The sequence below is a fragment of the Novosphingobium sp. HR1a genome (assembly GCF_015594425.1).
GTDB classification, from domain to species: domain Bacteria; phylum Pseudomonadota; class Alphaproteobacteria; order Sphingomonadales; family Sphingomonadaceae; genus Novosphingobium; species Novosphingobium resinovorum_A.
In genome coordinates, this window is the sequence record NZ_JABXWS010000041.1 from 1 (window position 1) to 21,479 (window position 21,479).

Here is a 21,479-nt window from a genome sequence, read left to right on the forward strand (position 1 = left end):
CCCCCAACCCCTCCCGCGAGCGGGTGGGGAGACATGAAGATGCCCCTCCCGCTTGCGGGAGGGGCAGTGAGACTTGGCAGCTTGCTGCCTAGTCGCAGCGGGGTGGGCCTCCCTCACCCCCGACCGGGAGAGACGGCGAATGACCCTCTGGCGCAAGATCGAGCGCGACGTGCGCGACACCCTCGGCGAAGGCGCGCTCTGGTGCGAGCGAGATGGCGCATTCTACTGGGTCGATATCCTCGCCCCCGCCCTCAACCGGCTGACGCTGGCCACCGGCGCCATTGAACGCTGGGACATGCCCGCGCCGCTCGGCTGGGTGGCTCCGCGTGCTTCCGGCGGCTTCCTCGGTGGTTTCCGCGACGGCGTCGCTGCGATCACGCTCGATCCGCTGACCATCGGCGAGCGCTCCGATCCGGAACCGCACCTGCCCGGCAACCGCATGAACGACGGCAAGGCCGACCGCCACGGCGCCATCTGGTGCGGCACCATGGACATGGCCGAGGAGGAAGTCTCCGGCTCGTTCTACCGCCTCTCGCCGCAGGGCGAATGGCAGGTCGTCGACACCGGCTACACCGTGACCAACGGCCCGGCGTTCTCACCTTGCGGGAACTGGCTCTACCACACCGATTCCGGACGCCGTACGATCTACCGCTTCGCCCTCGACGCAAGCGGCGCCCGTGATCGGCAGGAATTCATCCGCTTCTCCGAGGACGACGGTTATCCCGACGGCATGACCACCGATGCGGAAGGGTTCCTGTGGGTTGCCCACTGGGACGGCGGCCGTATCAGCCGCTTCGCCCCCGACGGCACCCGCGACCGCTCGATCGAGCTGCCCGCCAGGCGCATCACCAACATCGCCTTCGCCGGGGAGAACCTCGATCGCATGTTCGTGACTTCTGCGGCGACGGGCCTTCCGGAATCGGAATTCGACGGCGCGCTCTACGAGATCGATGCGGGCGTGACGGGTCTGCCCTCCGGTACCTACCTCGGCTGACCGGCCGGGCCGTTCGGCTCCGGCACAGTCGCGCTTTGTCGCAAGGATTTGCGCAACCGTTACACATTGCTACCAAAATCCCTGCTTACAAGCTGCCTTCCAGCAGCCATACGGAGCAGCATGTTCACCACTCGTCGCATCGTGATCGGCGGCGTCGTACTCGGCGCGTGCGTTCTCCTTCTCGTCTGGAAGCTGTTCCTCGCCGCTCCGGCAGAGCCTGACGTCGCGACCGTCAAGGTCGCGCGCGGGGCGCTCGAACGCACCGTCGAGGCGACGGGCACGCTGGAGCCGAAGGAACTCGTCAGCGTCGGCGCGCAGGTGTCCGGCCGCCTCGACGAACTGAACTTCGAGATCGGCGACGTGGTCCACAAGGGCGACCTCATCGGCCTGATCGACCCGCGCACCCAGACCAACAGCCTGGAGACCGCCCGCGCCGACCTTGCCAACATGCAGGCGCAGGTCGCATCGGCAAAGGCCACGCTGGCGCGGACGCAGCTTGCCTTCAACCGCCAGAAGATGCTTGGCGCCGGCGAGGCGACATCGCAGCAGGACTTCGAGACGGCACGGCAGGAACTGCAGTCCGCCCAGGCCAGCTACGACGCCCTGCAAGCGCAGATCCGCGGCGCCAGCGTCAGCGTCAACACCGCCGAAGTGCAACTGGGCTACACCAAGATCACCGCGCCGATGGACGGCGTCGTCGTCGCCGTCGTCACCAAGCAGGGCCAGACCGTCAACGCCAACCAGTCGGCGCCGACTATCGTGATCCTTGCCAAGCTGGACGTGATGACGATCAAGGCCGAGGTCTCGGAAGCCGACGTCATCAACGTGAAGCCCGACCTGCCGGTCTACTTCACCATCCTCGGCGATCCCGACAAGCGCTACGAGGCCAAACTGCGCATGATCGAACCGGCGCCGGAATCTATCGTCGATGAAGTCAGCTCCAGTTCCAGCAGTTCCTCGTCGAGCAGTTCGTCCTCCAGCACCGCGATCTATTACAACGCGCTGTTCGAGGTGCCCAACGAGGACAACCGCCTGCGCGCGCTGATGACCGCCAAGGTCACCATCGTCCTCGACCGCCGCGCCAATGCGCTGACGATCCCCGCCACCGCGCTCGGCACGAAGGACAAGAACGGCGCCTATGCCGTCCGCGTGAAGACAGAAGACGGGACAATCGAAAGCCGCAAGGTCAGGATCGGCCTCAACAACAACGTCAACGTCGAGGTCCTGTCCGGCCTCAAGGAAGGCGAGAACGTCGTCATCGGCGAGGCCAAGGCCGATAGCGGAACGAGCGGTCGCCGCCGCATGGGGCCGCCGGGCTTCTGAGGCGGGTGATGGAACCCGCCCCGCTCCTCTCGCTCTCGCACGTCCGGCGCGAGTATCCTTCGGGTGACGGCGTCTTCGCGGCGCTCAAGGACATCGACCTGACCATCGAGGCCGGCGAGATGGTCGCCATCGTCGGCCAGTCCGGTTCGGGCAAGTCCACCCTGATGAACATCCTGGGCTGCCTCGACCGGGCGACCTCGGGATCGTACCGGGTCAACGGCCGCGACACCGCAAAACTGGAACCCGACGAACTGGCCGCGCTGCGCCGCGAGCACTTCGGCTTCATCTTCCAGCGCTATCACCTGCTGACCGACCTCTCGGCGCTCGGCAACGTCGAGGTGCCCGCGATCTATGCGGGCAAGCCGCGCGGCGAACGTGCGTCGCGCGCGGCACAGATCCTGTCCCGCCTGGGCCTCGGCGAGCGGACGGGACACCGGCCGGGCCAGCTTTCGGGCGGCCAGCAGCAGCGTGTCTCGATCGCGCGCGCGCTGATGAACGGCGGCGAGGTGATCTTCGCCGACGAACCCACCGGCGCGCTCGATTCCGCCAGCGGCGTGGAAGTCATGGCGATCCTCGGCGAACTTCACGCCGAGGGCCACACCGTCATCATCGTCACGCACGACATGCACGTCGCGGAGCACGCCGAGCGCATCATCGAGATCCGCGACGGCGCAATCATCGACGATCGCCGCACCTCCGAACCCAAGACCGCGCCCGCCCTCGCCCCACCGCCGACCGGCGCCAGCGGCTTCGGCCAGCTTGCCGACCGCTTCCGCGAGGCGTTCCGCATGGCCGTGCTCGCCATGTCGGCGCACAAGCTGCGCACCTTCCTGACGATGCTGGGCATCATCATCGGCATCGCCTCGGTGGTCTCGGTGGTGGCGCTGGGCAACGGGTCGCAGGCCAAGATCCTTTCCGACATATCCGGACTCGGAACCAGCACGCTCACCGTCTATCCGGGCAAGAGCTTCGGTGACATGCGATCGGGCAAGATCCAGACTCTCAAGGACAGCGACGCCGAGGCGCTCGGCCAGCTCTCCTACATCGACAGCGTGACGCCCAGCGTCTCCACCAGCGTCACCGCACGCTACCGCAATGTCGCCGCCACCGCGCAAGTCAGCGGCGTCGGCGCCGACTACTTCCGCGTGCGCGGCCTGACGCTCAATTCCGGCAGTCTGTTCGATACGCAGGCGGTGCGCGAACTGGCGCAGGACGCGGTGATCGACGAGAACACGCAGAAGACCCTGTTCCCCGATGGCGAGGACCCGCTCGGCAAAGTCGTGCTGCTCGGCAAGGTTCCCGTGCGCATCGTCGGCATCGTCGGCACCCAGCAACAGGGCTTCGGCGGCAGCGACAGCCTGACCGCCTATATCCCCTACACCACCGCGATGAGCCGGATGCTGGGCCAGAGCTACGTCTCCAGCATCACCGTGCGCATCAGCGACAATGTCTCGACCTCGGCGGCGCAAGACGCCGTGACGCAGCTCCTGACCCAGCGGCACGGCATCGTCGATTTCTTCATCAGCAACTCCGACGACATCCGCGCCACGATCACCAGCGCCACGCAGACGATGACCCTCCTCGTCGCCGCGATCGCGGTGATCTCGCTGGTCGTCGGCGGCATCGGGGTGATGAACATCATGCTGGTCTCTGTCACCGAACGCACCGCCGAAATCGGCGTGCGCATGGCGGTGGGCGCGCGCCAGTCCGACATCCTCCAGCAGTTCCTGATCGAGGCGATCCTCGTCTGCCTGATCGGCGGCGTCATCGGCGTCGGCCTGTCGCTGGCGCTGGGCGTGGTGTTTTCCTACTTCGCCTCCGACTTCGCGATGGCCTATTCGACCACGTCGATCGTCGCCGCCTTCGCCTGTTCCACCCTCATCGGCGTCGTGTTCGGCTTCCTGCCCGCGCGCCGTGCGGCCCGGCTCGATCCGGTCGACGCCCTTTCGAGAGACTGACGATGCGCCCTCACCTCCTTGCCGCGCTGGCCCTGTTGCCGCTGACCGCAGGCTGCGGCGGCGTGGTCCGCTCGCACTATGCTGCGCCCGCCGTGCCGGTCGCCGCGAACTGGGATGCGGGCGTGCTCGGCGCGCCGCAGAAGGTCGGCGCACCGTGGTGGAACGAGTTCGACGATGCCGCGCTGACCGCGCTCGTCGACCGGGTCCTCGCCGATAACGCCAACCTTGCTGCGGCAGGCCTGCGCCTCAAGCGCGCGAAGCTGTCGTCGGACCTCGCACGGCAGGCATTGTTGCCAAGCCTGTCGGCCAATGCCTCGTCGGACGCGTCCAAGGCGCTGGAAGGCGGCTCGGCGTGGAGCAAGAGCAGTTCCGCCACCCTTGGCGCCTCCTGGGAGATCGACCTGTTCGGCCGCCTCGATGCGCAGGCCGACGCCGCCCGCTGGGAAGCGCAGGCCACCGCGCAGGACCTTGCCGAAACCCGCCTCGCACTCGTCAGCACCACGGTTCAGGCATGGTGGCAGCTCGCCTATGCCAACGAGCAGATCGCGCTGGGTGAACAGAGCCTTGCCTATGTACGCCGGGCGCTGGAACTGGTGCAGCGACAATACGATGCGGGCGCCGTCTCCCGCCTCGAACTGCGCGACGCGCAGCAGACCGTCGCGTCGCAGGAGTCCTCGCAAACGCAGCTGGTGCAGGCCCGCGTCGAAGCGCTCAAGACGATCGCCGCGCTGCTCGCCCGGCAGGACTACGAAGGACCGGAACCGCAAGCGCTGCCCCAGGCCGATCTCCCCGCCATCGCTGCGGGCGTCCCCGCTTCGCTGCTAGCCAACCGCCCGGACCTTGCCGCCGCCGAACTGCGCCTGCGCTCCACGCTGGCGACGAGTGACGCAACGGTCGCGAGCTATTACCCCAGCTTCAGCCTGACCGGCGCGCTCGGCACGGCCAGTTCCTCGCTGCTCAAGTTCTTCACCAACCCGGTCGCGAGCCTCGGCGGCGCGCTGTCGCTGGCGGAGCTGAACCCGGCCAAGGTGCGCCTCGCCACCGGCGTCGCGCGTGCCGACTACGACATCGCCGTGCAGGACTTCCGCCAGACGTTCTACGATGCCCTGCGCGACACGCAGGTCTCGCTCTCGGCGCGCGACCAGTACATCCGGCAGGCTCAGTTCGCGGCGCAGAACTTCGATGCCGCCGTCGACGCCGAGGCCCTGTACGAGCGGCAGTACCGCGCAGGGCTCATCCCCCTGCGCTCCTGGCTCGACGCGCAGGAGCGTGCCCGCAGCGCGCGTAGCAGCCTCATCCAGAACCGCTACAACCGGCTGGTCGCGCAAGTGCAGGTCTATCAGGCCCTCGGTGGGCAGGTCCCCTCAACGGGAAGCTAGGCGCACCGCGTTCGCGCTCACGCGCCGGTCGATCATCGCGGCAACTTCGGGATCGCCTTTCCATGCGGCGCGAATCCGCGGGATCAACGCCGCGTCGCCCCAGGCCTCGTTCGCCCGGTCGGCCGCCTGCAGGAGGCTGACCACCGATGCCCGCTCCCCCCGCAGCGACGCGACGAGCACCGGCCACGCCCGGCTGCGCGATCCATCCGCTACATCCGCCAGCGCCTGTTCGTAGACCACGTCAAGCAGCCGTCCCTGCCCCGCATGGGTCAACTCGCCAGCCTTCGCCAGCAACCGCGCATCCGCACGCGAACGGGCGAACCGGGTGAAGTGGCGGACGTAACCCGCGTGGTCGCCATCGACTAGCGCGATCACCGCCAGGCAGTCCTGCGCGACCGGAAACTCGGGATGAGACGCAGCGATGTCTTTCAGCGTCGCGACACCGATCGCGTCCTGTCCCGCCGACCACCGCGCCCAGGCCAGGTCGGTACGGATCGGCAGGGAGCCGGGCTCCAGTACCGCCGCGCGCTCCAGTTGCGCCAGCGCCGCTCCATGGTCGCCATGGTCGCTGAGGATATTGCCGTACCAGAAGTGCGACAGCACATCGTCTGGATCGAGTGCGAGCGCGCGGGCGAAACGCCTTTGCGCCTGCGCGAAATCGTGGTCTCGCCAATAGGCGATGAAGCCCAGCAGGCGATGGCCCGAAGCGAGGTCGGGATCGAGCCGCACCGCCGCCGATGCCGCTTCCCGCGCCTGCCGAAATGCATCGGCGTCGTTCCTGCCGCCGAACTCTCGCGAGAGAATCAGCGCTTCGGCAAGGCCGGCATGGCCCGGCGCGAACCCGGGCGCCTGGGCCGTCACTCCCTCGAGCAGTCCGATCGCCCGCTCCAGCCCCGCCGTCTCCCGGTCCGCGACGAGATCCTGTGCCACCAGCAACCGCCCGCCGATGGTCGGGTCCGACGGCAATTCGGAAGAAACGCCCGTCGCTGCAGAGGCACTACCCGTGATCGAATAAGTATTGCTTGCCGCCGCCATGAACATGCCCGCTGCGGCCAGCAGCGCCGCCGCCATCAGCACGCCTTCGAACGCCTCGAACCGGCGAGCCGCAGACACGGCGGGATCATCGGGAAAATAGCGCGGAGAAGACTCTCCCGGCCACGCGGACCCGGTCTCGGAACCAGCCCCAGTGCCCCCACTCGAACCGGCTCGCATCGACGGCACGTTCATCATGGAACCCACCATTTCGCTTTCGGACACCCCCTGATGCCCTCCGCCAAATGCTTAGGCGCTAACCCCCGGCCCCGCATCCACCATCTGTTTAGGCCCTGCATCTTTTCAGCCCGAAGAAATCGTCCCGAAACGGTGCACAAGACTGGAAAGTCCGGCAAAACTGCGCGTCCCCGTCTTCTCGTAGATGCGATGGAGGTGCGTGCGCGCAGTAGCCCTCGCCATGCCCTGCCGGTCACCGATCGCGGTGAGATCGCCGGTATCTACCGCATCCTTCAGCACCCGCAGTTCCGTGGTAGTAAGGCCGTAGAGGCTGCCGATGGCGTCGAAGGCGATGGCGCGCGGCAGATCCACGCGCGTCACGTGCACCGCGAACGACGCCGCCGGCCCGTCCGCAAGGTCACCGAAGCGGGACGTGTCCAGCCGCCGCGATTCGAGCAGCACGCGAACCGGCGAGGCGTCCTCCCCCGGCACCACCTCGACCGCGACCGGCTCACCTTGCGTGATCGCCCGTGCGATCGCGTTGCCCAGCACGCCCTCGCCGATCGGCTCGCCGATGCGCAGGTGCAGCAAGGGGATGAGCGCCGGGGCTGCTTCCAGCAGAAGGTGCTCGGCGCTGAGCAACAGTACCGAACTCCCGGCGCTTCCCGCAAAGGCGCGGTCGGCGGCGGCATGCTCCTGCGCCCGCACGAGATGGCTCTGGATATAAATCGCACGCCGCAGATGGGGCACCAGCGCCGCTAGCCTGGCACATTCCAGCTTTGTATAACGCCCAGCCGGCTCACGGCGCAGCAGAGCGAGACTGGCGATGATGCCCGGCCGCTTGATGAGGTTCACCGCCAGGTTGTCGACGATCCCCTGTGGCGCCAGGTACTCGCGGTAGAACCGGCTCTCGCGCACTTCCTGCGTCTGCATCAGGTCCCAGGCCGGGCGGCATTCGCCTTCGGGAATGGCGTGGAGATGTGGCAGCAGCACGTCCAGCGCCGCATAAGTCTCGACGTAACGGCCAAGCCAGACCGGGTCGTTGCCGAACTGGAACTGGAATCCGACCTGCCGGTCCGGGTCGCTCCAGCCGATAAAACCGGCCTGCGCTCCCATCGCCGCCCCCAGCCGTTCGATCAGTTCAGGAAACCGCGTTCGATCGAAGGCGGCCTCGTAAATTTCCTCTATTCCGAACGACATGGCGCCCCCCGGTTACCCCTGTGCAATACATCCAGATTGCGCGCCGCGCCTGACTTGTCGAGCACGGACCCCTTCCTCCATGATTTTCAGAGGGTGAATTTCTCCACATTTCCATGGGATAGGCTCATGAACCACGTGCGATCCCACCATGGCCTGGGCAACGCGCGGCCAGATTCTCGTACCCCCGAAGCTCTGTCCGCACGGATGGGCTATGTGGAGTTACCCCTGATCACAGCAGCCAACTGATCGGCAGGCGCGAGGCGAACCCGATCAGGAGGCTGTCGAACAGGCCCAGCCCCGGCTCACGCGCGGCGCTGCGCTGTTCGCTGGTCCAGTGCAATCGGTCCTGTGCGTCCAGCGTAACTTCGTACGCCGCATCCGGAACGATGGTCTCGAACGCGTCGGCCACCTGCCCGGCCAGGGCGGCGCTGTAGATCACGAAACCCAGTTCGGTATTGAGCCTGAGCGAACGCGGATCGAAATTGAACGAACCGACGAACAGCCGCTCCCTGTCGGCGGTGATCGTCTTGGCGTGGATCGTCGCCGCGCCCGAGCGCAGCGCCGCGAACGAACCGCTGCCGGTCGGCCGCAGGCGGCTGCCGATGCCGAGACGATTGCCCTGCCGGCGCTGCTTCTTCGACGGCACGCCGCGCACTTCTGCCGCCGTCTCGAACAATCGCACACCCGCGCGCAGCAACCGCTTGCGCCAGGGCGCATACCCGGCATGGACCAACGCCACGTCGGTCGCGGAATAGCCATTGGTCAGCACCGTCACCCTGACGCCCGAGCGAGCATAATCGGCAAGCTGACGCGTGCCCTGCTCGCCTGGCACGAAGTAGCCCGACACGATCGTCATCTCTCGCTGCGGTCGCCCGATCGCCCCGTCGAGCTTGCCGGCCAGCAGATTGCGATATTCGATGTCGCGCACGACTTTGGCCGGATCGTCGCTGATCATCCGCACCTCGGCCCATTCGAATGTGAGCGAGCCTTCGACCACATCCTGCACCAGCGGCAGGCTGCGCAGACGCTCGACATAGCGGCGGGCCGAGGCATCGCTCTCCACCACCGAGGCGCGCGATCGCAGCTTAGCACGCTTGCGGCGGCCCAGGATCGGCAGGATCTGCCGCGCCGGATAGGCCGATTCGCTCGTCCAGTAACGCTCGAAGTCCGCCTCCACCTCACGGGCGACCGGGCCGATCGCGACGACGTCGAGGTCCGCGAACAGGGCGCCGTCGCCCGCGCCGAAGTACTCATCGCCGATGTTGCGCCCGCCCACGATGGTGACCGCGCCATCGACGGTAAAGCTCTTGTTGTGCATCCGCCGGTTGAGGCGCCCGAAGTCGACAAGGAAACCGATCGCCTTGGGGTAGCGTATCCGGAAGGGGTTGAAGAGGCGCACCTCGATGTTGCGGTGGGCATTGAGCGCGGCAAGCACCCCGTCGAGCCCGGCGATCCCGTTGTCGTCGAGCAGCAGTCGCACCCGTACCCCGCGCTGCGCCGCTTCATGCACGGCTTCCAGCAGCAGGGTTCCGGTGCGGTCGCCGTGCCAGATGTAGTATTGCAGATCAATCGTCCGTTCGGCCGCCTTGACCAGCAGCAGGCGCGCCGCGAAGGCATCGACGGCATCGGGCACGAGATGCACACCCGAAAGCCCCGGATACCGCGCCGCCCGCTCCTGCGCCACGCGCGACAGCGTCGTCCCGCCCCTAGCGGGAGGCGAAATGTCGGAAGAAGCCCGGCGACGCGGAAGTCTATTGGCGCGAATCAATCCGAAAGCCGCGGCTCCAAGGCCGGTCATTCCCAGCAGCGCCACCTGCCATCGCCGCACAAGGGCCATTCACATACCTCGATCTCACCCCGCCCCGAGGTGGTAGGGGGAGGAGCAAGCACATGTAAACCCATGCCTTGCGACACCGGCATGCGAATGAATTGAAACGTGGGATTATCCGGGAAGGATGGTAGCGGAGGAGGGAACCATCAGATATTTATAACCGTCTGGTTATTAGGCGCTATTTTTCCATTGGCCCTTAAAATACCCCCAGCACTACCCCCAAACTCGCTACGTTGCGACGAAACGATGTTGGCCTGCGTCAGGCCGATCTGCTGCTCGTATGGTCCCTGATTTGTCGCCAGCACGGCAGTTCGACCCAAATCTACCTTTCAATCAGCAGGTCCTTGGTTCGAGCCCAAGTGCCTGCACAATTTTTTTCAGGTATTTAGAAGCCTGCTTCAGGGTCAAAGATCGCCACGTCCACGGCTAGGTAGCTTTCTAGGTAGCTCTCGATCGCCCCCCTCGTCGCGATTTGCGATTAGAGAATCAGTGACGTCGAGCTTTGGCTGGCTCTCACTCGGGCCAAAACCCAATCAGCCTCTTGAAATTGCGTCGGCAGGTTGATTCGAAGGGTTCCCATGATTGACGGAGGGCCCTTTTGATGTCGCGCTCTTTGTTCTGGCTGTCGGATGAACCCTGGCTGGCGATCTAGCCTCAACTCCCGAGAAACCAGGCCGGAGCGCGGCGGGTGAATGATCGTCGTGTGATCTAGGGCATCCTGCATGTTCTGAAGTCTGGCTACTGCTGGTACATCTGCCCTCGGACCAAGGGCATCGACGACGAGCTACGACCGGTTCAACCGCCTGTCGCGAAGAGGCTCTGGACGATGGTTCTCGATGCCTTGGGCGTGCAGACATCGGCTGCGTTCGCGGCCGCTGTCTATAAAGCAAACCGCTTCAAACAATCACTGACGGCCGGTGCATCTTCGGCGTCACCATCAATCTGGCGACCTCGGCTGGACCGGGAGGATCACCAAACAAGGTGACGGAACGGTCAGCAAGCTGGTCTACGAGGCGGCCAACACGATCCTGACCCGCACAAAACAGAGCTTCGCGCTCAAAAGCTGGGCTCTCAAGATCGCCAAACGTCGCGGCCCGTGGAAGGCGCGTGTCGCGCTCGCGCCGCGCCTCGCAATGATCATGGATGCCATGCTGCGCGACGGAAACTCGTTCGAGGCCTGAGATAAGGTAGTATGCCCAGTGGTGACGCTCTCGAGCTGACCCGATGGCGGTGCCCGCGAGGGAACGCAGGGACGGACGAACTGCGAAGGTTGCCACATGGGCTTCCAACCTCGCTTCGAGTCAATGCAACGTCCGGCCTTGTGAGGCCCGATACAGCACCACCAGCCCTTCGGCCGGCGAGTGCGGACAGACCGTTTGGAACCCTCAAGGGACAAACCGCCAGCGATCACAAATCACAGATCAGCCCTAGAAGCGTTTGGAATCGACGCCGATGAGGCAGCTGTCGGTGATAACGGCAGCCATCAAGCTAGGGGTGACGACCGCCACTGCAAGGAAAGCGTATCTGGCGTTCGATCTCGACGAATAATGGCCCGCAAATGCATCAAAACCGGTCGTATCATCAAATCCCCCTGCCATCTTCCAGAACATTTTTTACCTGAACCTGACCTTGGCTGGAACTCCTGTAATCGCCCGCTGACGATGGCCTTGTCGGACTAAAACCTTAAAAGGTCGAAGAATATCAATACAGGTCAATCACATACCGGGATTTTATAGATGATGGTTGTTAAGTCCCAATTCTTCCCGATAAACCGCCGCAATCTTGGCCGGCGTTTCTGGCTCGTCAATTGTCGCGGGGATATCGAAGGGTTCGCGGTTAACGATCTTACGGAGCAGGCTACGCAAGATCTTGCCAGAACGGGTCTTGGGCAATTGTTCGACGACCAGAACTGCCTTCAGCGCCGCGATAGCCCCCAGTTCGCTGCGCACGGAAAGGACTGAGCGCTCGACAAGGCTCTTGTCCGTCGCATAGCCGGCTTGCGGGGTGACGAAGGCAACCGGCACCATACCTTTGAGGTCATCGTGCGCACCGACAACGGCGCATTCGGCGACCCCCGGCTGTCGAGCCACGATTTCTTCCATCTGTCCGGTCGAAAGTCGATGACCAGCGATGTTGATGATGTCGTCGGTTCGCCCCATGATGTGCACGAAGCCGTCCCTGTCGCGGAAGCCTGCATCACCGGTTTCGTAGTATCCAGGGAACGTTTCGAAATTCCGGACGAACGTCGCGTCATTGTTCCACAGCGAACGGAAGGTGCCGGGCGGCAGCGGGGTTTCGATAACGACATTGCCGCTTGCCCCGTCGGGCAGAGCAAGTCCATCGTCATCGAGGATGGCGAACTGGTAACCAGGCACCGGAAAGCCAGCGCTGCCAGGCTTGCGGCGCAGGTCCCCCATCGCGAAGCATGAAGCGATGGCCGGCCAGCCAAGCTCGGTCTGCCACCAGTGATCGATCACCGGCAAACCGCTTAACCGCTCCAGCCACGCGATCGTTTCCGGGTCCGCGCGTTCTCCGGCCAGAAACACCGCGCGGCACGCTCCGGTGCCAATCTCCTTCAGGAACCGGGCATCGGGATCTTCCTTGCGGATCGCCCGGATGGCGGTCGGCGCAGTGAAGAAACTCTTGACTTTATGCCGCACGATGGTTCGCCAAAAGGTGCCGGGATCGGGTGTGCCGACGGGCTTGCCTTCGAACAGTACGGTCGTGGCCCCAACTAGCAGCGGGCCATAGACGATGTAGCTATGCCCCACCACCCAACCGACGTCCGAGGCTGCCCAAAACGTGTCCCCTGCCCCGATGCCGTAAATGTTGGCCATCGACCAGGCCAGGGCCACGGCGTGTCCGCCATTGTCGCGCACCACCCCTTTGGGCGTTCCGGTGGTGCCCGAGGTGTAGAGGATGTAGAGCGGCTCGCCGGAGGCTAGAGGAACGCACGGAGGCACCGGCTGATCCGCGGTCCGGCGCTGCAGATCGTGCCAGTCAATGTCTCGGACGGGCATCAAGTCCGCGGTTAGCTGTTCGCGCTGGACCAGGACGACATGCTCGACCGAGTGGGCGGCAAGGACCAGCGCTTCGTCGACCAACGGCTTGTAGGCAATGGTGCGGCTGCCCTCGATTCCGCACGAAGCGGTGAGCACCAGTTTGGGGGTGGCATCGTCGATCCGCTTGGCCAGTTCGGGTGGGGCGAACCCGCCGAACACAACGGAATGGATCACACCGAGCCGCGCGCAAGCCAGCATCGCGAAAACCGTCTCGGGGATCATCGGCATGTAGAGTATTACCCGATCCCCCTTTTCCGCGCCGAGGCTCGCCAGCATCGCCGCCGTACGTTCGGTTTCGTACAGCAGTTCGCGGTAGGTGTAATGGCGGATGGTTCCGGTTACCGGGCTGTCATAGGCAAGCGCCAGCGCATCGCCGCGTCCGGCCTGGACATGCCGGTCGAGGCAATTGTGGCATGTGTTCAGGATGCCTTCGGGAAACCAGCCCATGCTTTGGTCGTGGGCGCGCGGCGGATTTTCGACCCAGTCGATCGCCTTTGCGGCCTCGAGCCAGAATTGGTCAGGGCGCCCCGCAGCCCACCGCACTGCGCCATCGTAGGCCACCGCCCCGGTCTCATCACTCATGGTTTCCGCTCTCCCCACTTTTCTGTCTGCCCCGCCGCTACTCGGCGCGAAACGAATATCGCGGCCACCACAATGGCCGCTCCGACCATGTGATAGGTTTCAAGTCTCTCTCCCAACAGCAGCACCGCCAGAAAAACACCGAACACTGTGGGCAGGTTCATGTAGACGCCGGCTCTTACTGAACCGATCAGGACTACCGCGCGGTTGAAGAACGCATAGGCAATCAGCGAGGGAAAGATGCCGACATAGAGCACCGCGCCAATCACTTCAATTTGTGGCGTGGCGACCCCGCTATCGGCCAGGCTGACCAGGTAAGGTACAGCCAGCGTTCCCATGCCGACCGCGAACAGCACCGCGAGCAGACTGATGTGGTGTATGGCGGGCACCTTGCGCAAGAACGTCGCGTAGGCCGAGTAAAGGAAGACCCCGGTCAGGGCGAGCAAGTCGCCATGGTTGAGCCCGCCAAGATGCAACGCGAAAGGCTGCCCTCTGGTCACTATCCAGACGACTCCGGTAAAAGACAGCCCCGCACTGGAAACCAGCAGCGGTCTGATCCGCTCCCCGAACAGAATGCTCGGCATGACCAGAGTCATGATCGGCATCGTCGATTGCAGCAGCAGGCTGTTGGTGGCTGTGGTGAGTTGCAGGCTCCAGTAAACGATAAAGGCGAACACCCCCACGCCGAACACGCCCAGCACCGCCAGCAGGCGCCAGGACTCGCGCAGGAACCGACGATCGGCCACGACGTGCCGCCAGGCAAAGGGCAGAACGAACAGCAACGCGACCACCCAACGCCAAAAGGCCAGCGACAGGGGAGAAAGCAAGTCGCGCGCCGCCCGGCCGACGATGGGGTTCAAGGCCCAGAACAGCGAAGCAAGCGAAAGCAGCAAGAATGGTGAATTCCACAGGTAACGCGGGGCATGCCGCCAGCCTGGATAACCGTTGGCAGCACCCATCAGAACGAGCGTTCCGGCTGTCTCAATCCCACTTGCGCAGTATCGGCTTTTTGCATATCGTGCATCGTATTGCCCCTAATGCACGAATCTGCCGAAGACAATCGCAGGTCGTGAAAACCGGAGAGAGCCATGAGCGGCGACACCACACTCGTAGACACTGTCAATGCTAGCCAGTCCCGTCAGGTGTTCTGGGACAGAGACGTTTATGATCTTGAAATAGAGCGGATTTTTTCCCGGGCATGGTTGATGCTCGGCCACAAATCGCTTCTCCCGAAGCCGGGCGACTTCATCACGACTTATATGGCCGAGGACAAGATCATCCTTTCGCACCAGAGCGACGGGACCTTCCGCGCCTTTATCAATTCGTGCACGCACCGCGGCAACCAGATTTGCCACGCCGACAGCGGTAACGCCAAGGCGTTCGTCTGCAATTATCACGGCTGGGTGTACGGGCAGGATGGATCGTTGGTCGATGTCCCACTCGAGTCGCGCTGTTACCACAACAAACTCGATAAGCAAGAGCTGGCGGCGAAGTCTGTTCGGGTCGAAACCTACAAGGGTTTCATTTTCGGTTGCCATGATCCCGAAGCGCCAAGCCTTGAAGACTACCTGGGCGAATTCCGTTTTTATCTCGACACCATCTGGGAAGGAGGGGGCGCTGGGCTGGAACTGCTCGGTCCGCCGATGAAGAGCCTGCTTCACTGCAACTGGAAAGTGCCGGTCGAAAATTTTGTCGGCGACGGATATCATGTCGGATGGACCCATGCGGCGGCGCTTGGTCAGATCGGTGGTCCGTTGGCGGGACTGGCCGGCAACCGCGCGGACATTCCCTTCGACGATCTTGGATTGCAGTTCACGACCCGGCATGGTCATGGCTTTGGGGTGATCGACAACGCGGCGGCTGCGATCCACCGAAAGGGCGACGGCTGGAACAAATATCTTGAGGACACCCGCGGCGAGGTGCGCCGCAAGTTTGGCGCGGATCGCGAACGGCTTTATGTCGGGCACTGGAACGGCGCGATCTTCCCCAATTGCTCGTTCCTGTATGGCACCAACACCTTCAAAATCTGGCATCCACGCGGGCCGCACGAGATTGAAGTATGGACCTATACCATGGTGCCGAGCGATGCCGATCCCGCTACCAAGAGTGCGATACAGCGCGAAGCGACGAGAACATTCGGAACCGCCGGGACGCTGGAAAGCGACGACGGCGAAAACATGTCTTCGGCAACCTACGTGAACCGTGGCGTGATCACGCGTGACGGCATGATGAATTCGACCATGGGCGTCGGCTACGAAGGACCGCATCCGGTTTATCCCGGAATCGTCGGCATCAGCTTCATTGGCGAGACATCCTACCGGGGCTTCTACCGGTTCTGGAAGGAAATGATCGATGCCCCCGATTGGGCGAGCGTGAAGGCAAACGACGACAATTGGGATTCGGTCTTCACGAATCGCAATTTCTGGAACGAAAAGCTCAACGCGGCCGAATGATCGCCAGAGCCGGTCCAAATATCGACAACTACGGAGAGAACATGTCGACCGAACAAGTTCCGGTGACGCCGGATGTGCACTACGCCGTCGAAGCGCACTATCGTGCCGAGGTCAGACTGTTGCAGACCGGGCAGTACCGGGAATGGCTGCACGGAATGGTCGCCGAAGACATCCATTACTGGATGCCGATTTACGAACAGCGCTTCGTGAGAGACCGGCGCCCGGACCCAACGCCAGACGATGCGGCAATTTACAACGACGACTTCGAAGAGCTCAAGCAGCGTGTCGAACGGCTTTATTCAGGTCAGGTCTGGATGGAGGATCCGCCATCCAAAATCCGGTACTTCGTGTCGAATGTCGAAGCCTTTGAAGCCGAAAACGGCGAATTGGACGTCCTGTCGAACATCCTTGTCTACCGCAACCGCCGCCAGACTGAAGTCACGGTGCATACATTGGGGCGTGAAGACAAGTTGCGCCAGGACGGCAATGGTTTCAAGGTCTTCCGGCGAAAACTTATCCTCGATGCGAGAGTCACGCAAGACAAGAATCTGTATTTCTTTTGCTAATAACGCGCGATTTGGCGCAAAGCCGGGAGATTATGCATGGAAGCCTACGCCGCTATCATCGAACGTCAAGGCGGAGAATTCGTCCTCGATAATGTATCGATCGAAGACCCGCGCGATGGTGAGGTGCTGGTAAAGGTTGCTGCGGCGGGCATGTGTCACACCGACCTGACTGTCCGCGACCAGTACTACCCGACCCCGCTGCCGGCTGTACTCGGCCACGAGGGCGCGGGCGTCGTCGAAAAGGTCGGACGCGGGGTTTCCACTGTCAAGCCAGGTGACAAGGTGGTCCTGTCGTTCAGCTACTGCGGCACCTGCCCGTCATGCCTCAAGGGGCATCAGGCCTATTGCCCCAGCCTGTTCCCGCTCAATTTCATGGGCCGCAGGCTCGACGGATCGACCCCGATCACGCGCAACGGCGAGGACGTGAACGCCTGCTTCTTCGGCCAGTCCTCGTTCGCGACCTACTCGATCGCGAGCGAAAACAATTGCGTCAAGGTTGCCGACGACGCGCAGATCGAATTGCTCGGCCCGCTGGGCTGCGGCATCCAGACCGGCGCGGGAGCAATCCTCAATTCGCTGCAACCGGCTCCGGGTTCGTCGATCGCGATCTTCGGCGTCGGCTCGGTCGGTCTCAGCGCGCTGATGGCCGCCAAGTCGTCGGGCTGTCTCAAGATCATCGCGGTCGATCGCAATCCGGCTCGGCTCGAAGTCGCCCGCGAACTCGGCGCAACGGATGTCATCGACGCTTCGACCACCAATGCCCAGGAAGCGATTGTTGCGATGACCGGTGGCGGCACCGACTATGCGATGGATACGACCGCGATCCCGCAAGTGCTGCGTTCGGCGGTCGAAAGCACCCACAACTTGGGGGAAACCGCAGTCGTGGGCGGCGCCAAGCTGGGCACCGAATTTTCGCTTGATATGAACAACATCCTGTTCGGTCGCAAGCTGCGCGGGGTAGTGGAAGGCTCCAGCACGCCGCAGGTGTTCATCCCGCAGCTGATCGCGATGCAGAAGGCCGGCCTGTTCCCATTCGAGAAGCTCTGCTCGTTCTACGATTTCGATCAGATCAACCAGGCTGTCGAAGACACCGAAAAAACTGGCAGCGCGATCAAGGCCATCCTCCGGATGTAAGGACCGTGTTCGCCAGCCGCCTTGCCGCCCGTGTGGCGGCAAGGCGCGGCATGCCCGGGGACATGTTTGGCAAGAGCGGCACATTCCGCGGGGAAACTAGCAGCAAATGAAAACCGTCTACACGTTCGGCCCCGGCATTGCCCATGATGACGCGCGCGCCCGCGACAAGGCGGTAGTGGGCGGCAAAGGCGCCAATCTCGGCGAGATGGCGCGGATCGGGTTGCCTGTCCCACCCGGCTTCACCATCACAACCGAAGAATGCCTTCATTTCCTGCGCGATCGCCACAGCCAGTCCGCGCGCCTCGATGGCGAAGTCAGGTCGGCGCTGACCCATATCGAGCGCACGGTGGGCAAGAGGTTCGGCGATCGGCGCGATCCCTTGCTGGTATCGGTTCGTTCCGGCGCCCGGGTCTCGATGCCGGGCATGATGGACACGATCCTCAACCTGGGCCTCAACGACCAAACGGTGCGTGGCTTGGCTGCTTCGTCTGGCGACGAGCGGTTTGCCTGGGACAGCTATCGCCGCTTCGTCCAGATGTACGCGAGCGTTGTGCTCGGGATCGATCACGCGCGGTTCGAGGACGCGCTGGAAAAGGCCAAGGAAGATCGCGGCGTCTCGCAGGACGTGGACCTGTGCGCCGCCGATCTTCGTGACTTGATCGGCGAGTTCTTCGGCATCGTCGAGGCCGAACGCGGCGCTCCCTTTCCGCAGGACGTCGACGAGCAGCTTGCTTCCGCAATCGCTGCTGTATTCGAATCCTGGGAATCCGATCGCGCCAAGGTCTATCGCCGCCTCAACGGCATCCCTGGCGAATGGGGAACGGCGGTCAACGTCCAGGCGATGGTATTCGGCAATCTCGGCGAAACCAGCGCGACGGGCGTCGCCTTCACCCGCAATCCGGCAACCGGGGACAAGGCCTATTACGGAGAATGGCTGGTCAACGCCCAGGGCGAGGATGTGGTCGCCGGGATCCGGACGCCGCAATATCTGACGCTCGCAGCCCGCACGGCCGCCGGTGCCAAGCTGCCGTCGATGGAAGAGGCGATGCCCGCGGTCTTCACGGAGCTCGCCCGCCTGTTCGAGCTGCTCGAGCTGCACTATCAGGACATGCAGGACATCGAATTCACGGTCGAGCGCGGCAAGCTCTATATCCTGCAGACCCGCTCCGGAAAGCGCACGGCCAAAGCCGCGCTGAAGATCGCCGTCGATATGGTCGAGGAAGGCCTGATCGCCGAGGAAGCGGCGATCAGGCGGATCGATCCGGCCTCGCTCGATCAGCTTCTGCATCCCACGATCGATCCCGACGCGCCACGGACCCTGCTGGGATCGGGGCTTCCGGCTTCGCCGGGGGCTGCATCGGGCGCGGTCGTGTTCGACGCCGATACGGCTGCGGTGCGCGCCGAACTGGGTGAAAGCGTCATCCTGGTCCGGCAGGAAACTTCGCCAGACGACATCCATGGCATGCATGTCGCTCGCGGAATTCTGACTGCCAGGGGCGGCATGACCAGCCATGCGGCGGTCGTCGCGCGGGGCATGGGGCGCCCTTGCGTCTCGGGGGCGTCCAGCCTGTCGATCGATTACCAGGCGCGATCAGCGGAGATTGGTGGCGTGCACATCGCCGAAGGTGACCTGATCACGATCGATGGCAGCACCGGCGAGATTTTCCAGGGCGCCCTGCCAACCGTGATGCCTGAGCTTGACCGCGAATTTGCGACGGTGATGGCCTGGGCCGATCGGCATCGCCGCATGAATGTGCGCACCAATGCCGAAACCCCGGCCGATTGCGAAGTCGCCCGCCAGTTCGGAGCGGAAGGCATCGGTCTGTGCCGCACCGAACACATGTTTTTCGACGGCGAACGCATCAACTTCATGCGCCAGATGATCCTGGCCGCGAATGTGGCTGAGCGGCTCGTCGCGCTCGATCTGTTGTTGCCCGAACAGCGTAGCGATTTCGCCCGGATTTTCGAGATCATGCAGGGGCTTCCCGTCACGGTGCGGCTGCTCGATCCCCCACTCCATGAGTTTCTTCCCCATTCCGAATCGGAATTCACCGAGCTGTCCGCCGCCGTCGGCATCGGCGTGGATCAGCTCAGACGCCGGGCCGAGGAATTGGCCGAGTCCAATCCGATGCTCGGCCACCGCGGCTGCCGCCTGGGCGTGGTCTATCCGGAAATCTACGAGATGCAGGCCCGCGCAATCTTCGAAGCGGCCTGCGCGGTGAGCCGGGAGACCGGCCAACCGGTCGTGCCGGAAATCATGATCCCCCTCGTCGGCACGGCCCGCGAACTCGACATGCTCAAGCAGACTGTGATCGGGGTGTCGGAAGCGGTCTTCGCGGAGCAGGGATTGACGGTTGAATTCACCGTCGGGACCATGATCGAATTGCCCCGCGCCGCGCTGGTGGCGGACGAAATCGCCGCGGTTGGCGAGTTCTTCTCGTTCGGCACCAACGATCTTACCCAGACCACGCTGGGAATCAGCCGGGACGATGCCGGACGGTTCCTTGGCAGCTACATCGACAAGGGCATCTATGCCAAGGATCCGTTCGTCAGCATCGATGTCGACGGGGTCGGCAAGCTGATTGCGATGGCTGCCCGGCTGGGCCGTGAGACGCGCGCCGACATCAAGCTGGGGATCTGCGGTGAACACGGTGGCGATCCGGCCTCGATCGCTTTCTGCGACCGGGTCGGCCTCGATTATGTCAGCGCCTCTCCGTTCCGCGTTCCGATCGCGCGCCTTGCCGCTGCCCAATCGGCGCTGGCCGCAACCTAGCTCGGCACAATGCCAACAAGTCAACCAGACAAAGGGTGAAGGAATACTAACATGGACTACGATCGCAAAGACGCCAAGAAGTGGGCCACCGAGACAGTCCGGGGGTTCTACCAGTGCCCGATCACCCCTATGACCGCCGACCACAAGTTCGATATCGACGGGATCCGCTACAACATCGACAAATACGTCGAAATGGGCCTTGATGGCCTGGTTGTCGGCGGCTTCATTGCCGAATGCTGGAACGTCACTCCGTCCGAATGGATGCGCTTTCACGAGATCGTCGCCGAGGCCAACGCCGGGCGGCTCGACCTGTGGACGATCATCCTCGACCCGTCGGTCCACCTCGCGCTCGAAAAGATGCAGTTCGTCGAGAAGCTGGGTTTCAACGGCGCCGAGGTCATCAACCCGGTCGTCCAGCTGCGAACCGACGACGAGATTTTCGCTTGGTTCAAGTATCTGACCGATCGCAGCAATATGGCGGTCTGCCTCTACCGCACCCCGGTTTCGGGCACGGTGCTGAGCTGGAACCTGATGCGCCGCCTGGCCGATCTCGATACCGTGATCGGGGTCAAGCAGGGTGCGCTTAACCGCGCCGAGACGATCAAGATCCGCAGCCTGATGCCCGAAGGCTTCAACACCATGGAGCCGTTCGAATATTTCTTCCTCGAAGACCTCCGGCTGGGCGGGACGGTGTGCTGGGGCGAACTGTCGTTCATGCTCTATGGCAAAAAGCGCCACCTCGCGCGCGACTATATCAACCTCGCCAACCAGGGCAAATGGGAAGAGGCCCGCACCAAGTGGGAAGGCCTGCACGATGTCCGCGAATATTACCATGACCAGTTTGTCTGGGATATTGCGCGCACCGCGACCTATGCTTCGGCACTGGCGAACATCAAGGCGTGGTATGAGGCGATCGGCCTCAAGGCCGGCCCGATCCTGCCGCCGGTTGCCGACGTGACCCCGCAGAAGAAGGAAGAGATCAGAGCCAAGCTCATCGAGCTCGGCATCGCCTGATCGA

15 protein-coding genes are annotated in these 21,479 nt (G+C 63.6%); 10 read left to right on the forward strand and 5 right to left on the reverse strand.

Annotated elements, in window-relative coordinates:
• Nucleotides 1–139: 139 nt before the first annotated feature.
• The 4 genes from HWN72_RS09450 to HWN72_RS09465 all read left to right on the forward strand — a co-directional run bounded on the left by HWN72_RS09450 (nt 140) and on the right by HWN72_RS09465 (nt 5,654).
• Nucleotides 140–994, forward strand: a complete 855-nt coding sequence (locus HWN72_RS09450) for an SMP-30/gluconolactonase/LRE family protein (protein WP_211150130.1) — start codon at nt 140–142, stop codon at nt 992–994.
• A gap of 120 nt (nt 995–1,114) precedes the next feature.
• Nucleotides 1,115–2,317 (forward strand): efflux RND transporter periplasmic adaptor subunit, encoded by a 1,203-nt coding sequence (locus HWN72_RS09455; protein ID WP_211150131.1) that lies wholly within the window; start codon nt 1,115–1,117, stop codon nt 2,315–2,317.
• Nucleotides 2,318–2,325: 8 nt separating this feature from the next.
• Entirely contained in the window at nt 2,326–4,275 is a 1,950-nt protein-coding gene (locus HWN72_RS09460; RefSeq protein ID WP_211150132.1) for a MacB family efflux pump subunit, read from the forward strand.
• A 2-nt stretch (nt 4,276–4,277) separates the two neighbouring features.
• Nucleotides 4,278–5,654, forward strand: coding sequence for an efflux transporter outer membrane subunit (locus HWN72_RS09465; RefSeq protein ID WP_211150133.1), 1,377 nt, complete (start codon nt 4,278–4,280; stop codon nt 5,652–5,654).
• Here the strand turns inward: HWN72_RS09465 and HWN72_RS09470 are convergent.
• The 3 genes from HWN72_RS09470 to HWN72_RS09480 form a co-directional block, all read right to left on the reverse strand.
• Nucleotides 5,640–6,767 carry a tetratricopeptide repeat protein gene (locus HWN72_RS09470; protein ID WP_211150134.1) on the reverse strand — a complete coding sequence of 376 codons (1,128 nt, stop codon included), beginning with the start codon at nt 6,765–6,767 and terminating at the stop codon, nt 5,640–5,642. The two genes, HWN72_RS09465 and HWN72_RS09470, sit on opposite strands and share 15 nt — an antisense overlap.
• Nucleotides 6,768–6,989: 222 nt before the next feature.
• The gene (locus HWN72_RS09475; protein WP_211150135.1) at nt 6,990–8,063 is read right to left on the reverse strand and encodes a helix-turn-helix transcriptional regulator; all 1,074 of its coding nucleotides are present in this window, start codon (nt 8,061–8,063) and stop codon (nt 6,990–6,992) included.
• A gap of 229 nt (nt 8,064–8,292) precedes the next feature.
• Nucleotides 8,293–9,900, reverse strand: coding sequence for a phosphatidylserine/phosphatidylglycerophosphate/cardiolipin synthase family protein (locus HWN72_RS09480; RefSeq protein ID WP_211150136.1), 1,608 nt, complete (start codon nt 9,898–9,900; stop codon nt 8,293–8,295).
• A gap of 911 nt (nt 9,901–10,811) precedes the next feature.
• Between HWN72_RS09480 and HWN72_RS09485 the strand changes: the two genes are divergently transcribed.
• Nucleotides 10,812–11,075, forward strand: a complete 264-nt coding sequence (locus tag HWN72_RS09485; RefSeq protein WP_013834063.1) for a transposase — start codon at nt 10,812–10,814, stop codon at nt 11,073–11,075.
• 549 nt (nt 11,076–11,624) lie between these two features.
• Here HWN72_RS09485 and HWN72_RS09490 read toward each other — a convergent pair.
• Entirely contained in the window at nt 11,625–13,538 is a 1,914-nt protein-coding gene (locus HWN72_RS09490; RefSeq protein ID WP_211150137.1) for an AMP-binding protein, read from the reverse strand.
• Complete coding sequence (locus HWN72_RS09495; RefSeq protein ID WP_211150138.1) at nt 13,535–14,494, reverse strand: DMT family transporter; 960 nt, start codon at nt 14,492–14,494, stop codon at nt 13,535–13,537. Before HWN72_RS09495 ends, HWN72_RS09490 begins: the two co-directional genes overlap by 4 nt.
• Nucleotides 14,495–14,623: 129 nt before the next feature.
• Between HWN72_RS09495 and HWN72_RS09500 the strand changes: the two genes are divergently transcribed.
• From HWN72_RS09500 to HWN72_RS09520, 5 genes are all read left to right on the forward strand, one after another.
• On the forward strand, nt 14,624–15,988 hold the full coding sequence (locus HWN72_RS09500; RefSeq protein ID WP_211150139.1) for an aromatic ring-hydroxylating dioxygenase subunit alpha: 1,365 nt from the start codon (nt 14,624–14,626) through the stop codon (nt 15,986–15,988).
• Entirely contained in the window at nt 15,985–16,554 is a 570-nt protein-coding gene (locus tag HWN72_RS09505; protein ID WP_007016011.1) for an aromatic-ring-hydroxylating dioxygenase subunit beta, read from the forward strand. The genes HWN72_RS09500 and HWN72_RS09505 overlap by 4 nt, the downstream gene beginning before the upstream one ends.
• Nucleotides 16,555–16,590: 36 nt before the next feature.
• Nucleotides 16,591–17,688, forward strand: a complete 1,098-nt coding sequence (locus tag HWN72_RS09510; protein WP_211150140.1) for an NAD(P)-dependent alcohol dehydrogenase — start codon at nt 16,591–16,593, stop codon at nt 17,686–17,688.
• 106 nt (nt 17,689–17,794) lie between these two features.
• Nucleotides 17,795–20,461: a pyruvate, phosphate dikinase gene (gene ppdK, locus HWN72_RS09515; RefSeq protein WP_211150141.1), complete on the forward strand. Its 2,667-nt coding sequence runs from the start codon at nt 17,795–17,797 to the stop codon at nt 20,459–20,461.
• A 51-nt stretch (nt 20,462–20,512) separates the two neighbouring features.
• Nucleotides 20,513–21,475, forward strand: coding sequence for a dihydrodipicolinate synthase family protein (locus HWN72_RS09520; protein WP_211150142.1), 963 nt, complete (start codon nt 20,513–20,515; stop codon nt 21,473–21,475).
• Nucleotides 21,476–21,479: the final 4 nt, after the last annotated feature.

Bases quoted from the DNA above. Each gene is read 5' to 3' on its own strand.
- HWN72_RS09450 (WP_211150130.1), top strand. From the start codon at position 140: ATGACCCTCTGGCGCAAGATCGAGCGCGACGTGCGCGACACCCTCGGC.
- HWN72_RS09455 (WP_211150131.1), top strand. From the start codon at position 1,115: ATGTTCACCACTCGTCGCATCGTGATCGGCGGCGTCGTACTCGGCGCG.
- HWN72_RS09460 (WP_211150132.1), top strand. From the start codon at position 2,326: ATGGAACCCGCCCCGCTCCTCTCGCTCTCGCACGTCCGGCGCGAGTAT.
- HWN72_RS09465 (WP_211150133.1), top strand. From the start codon at position 4,278: ATGCGCCCTCACCTCCTTGCCGCGCTGGCCCTGTTGCCGCTGACCGCA.
- HWN72_RS09475 (WP_211150135.1), bottom strand. From the start codon at position 8,063: ATGTCGTTCGGAATAGAGGAAATTTACGAGGCCGCCTTCGATCGAACG.
- HWN72_RS09480 (WP_211150136.1), bottom strand. From the start codon at position 9,900: ATGGCCCTTGTGCGGCGATGGCAGGTGGCGCTGCTGGGAATGACCGGC.
- HWN72_RS09490 (WP_211150137.1), bottom strand. From the start codon at position 13,538: ATGAGTGATGAGACCGGGGCGGTGGCCTACGATGGCGCAGTGCGGTGG.
- HWN72_RS09495 (WP_211150138.1), bottom strand. From the start codon at position 14,494: ATGGGTGCTGCCAACGGTTATCCAGGCTGGCGGCATGCCCCGCGTTAC.
- HWN72_RS09500 (WP_211150139.1), top strand. From the start codon at position 14,624: ATGAGCGGCGACACCACACTCGTAGACACTGTCAATGCTAGCCAGTCC.
- HWN72_RS09505 (WP_007016011.1), top strand. From the start codon at position 15,985: ATGATCGCCAGAGCCGGTCCAAATATCGACAACTACGGAGAGAACATG.
- HWN72_RS09510 (WP_211150140.1), top strand. From the start codon at position 16,591: ATGGAAGCCTACGCCGCTATCATCGAACGTCAAGGCGGAGAATTCGTC.
- ppdK (WP_211150141.1), top strand. From the start codon at position 17,795: ATGAAAACCGTCTACACGTTCGGCCCCGGCATTGCCCATGATGACGCG.
- HWN72_RS09520 (WP_211150142.1), top strand. From the start codon at position 20,513: ATGGACTACGATCGCAAAGACGCCAAGAAGTGGGCCACCGAGACAGTC.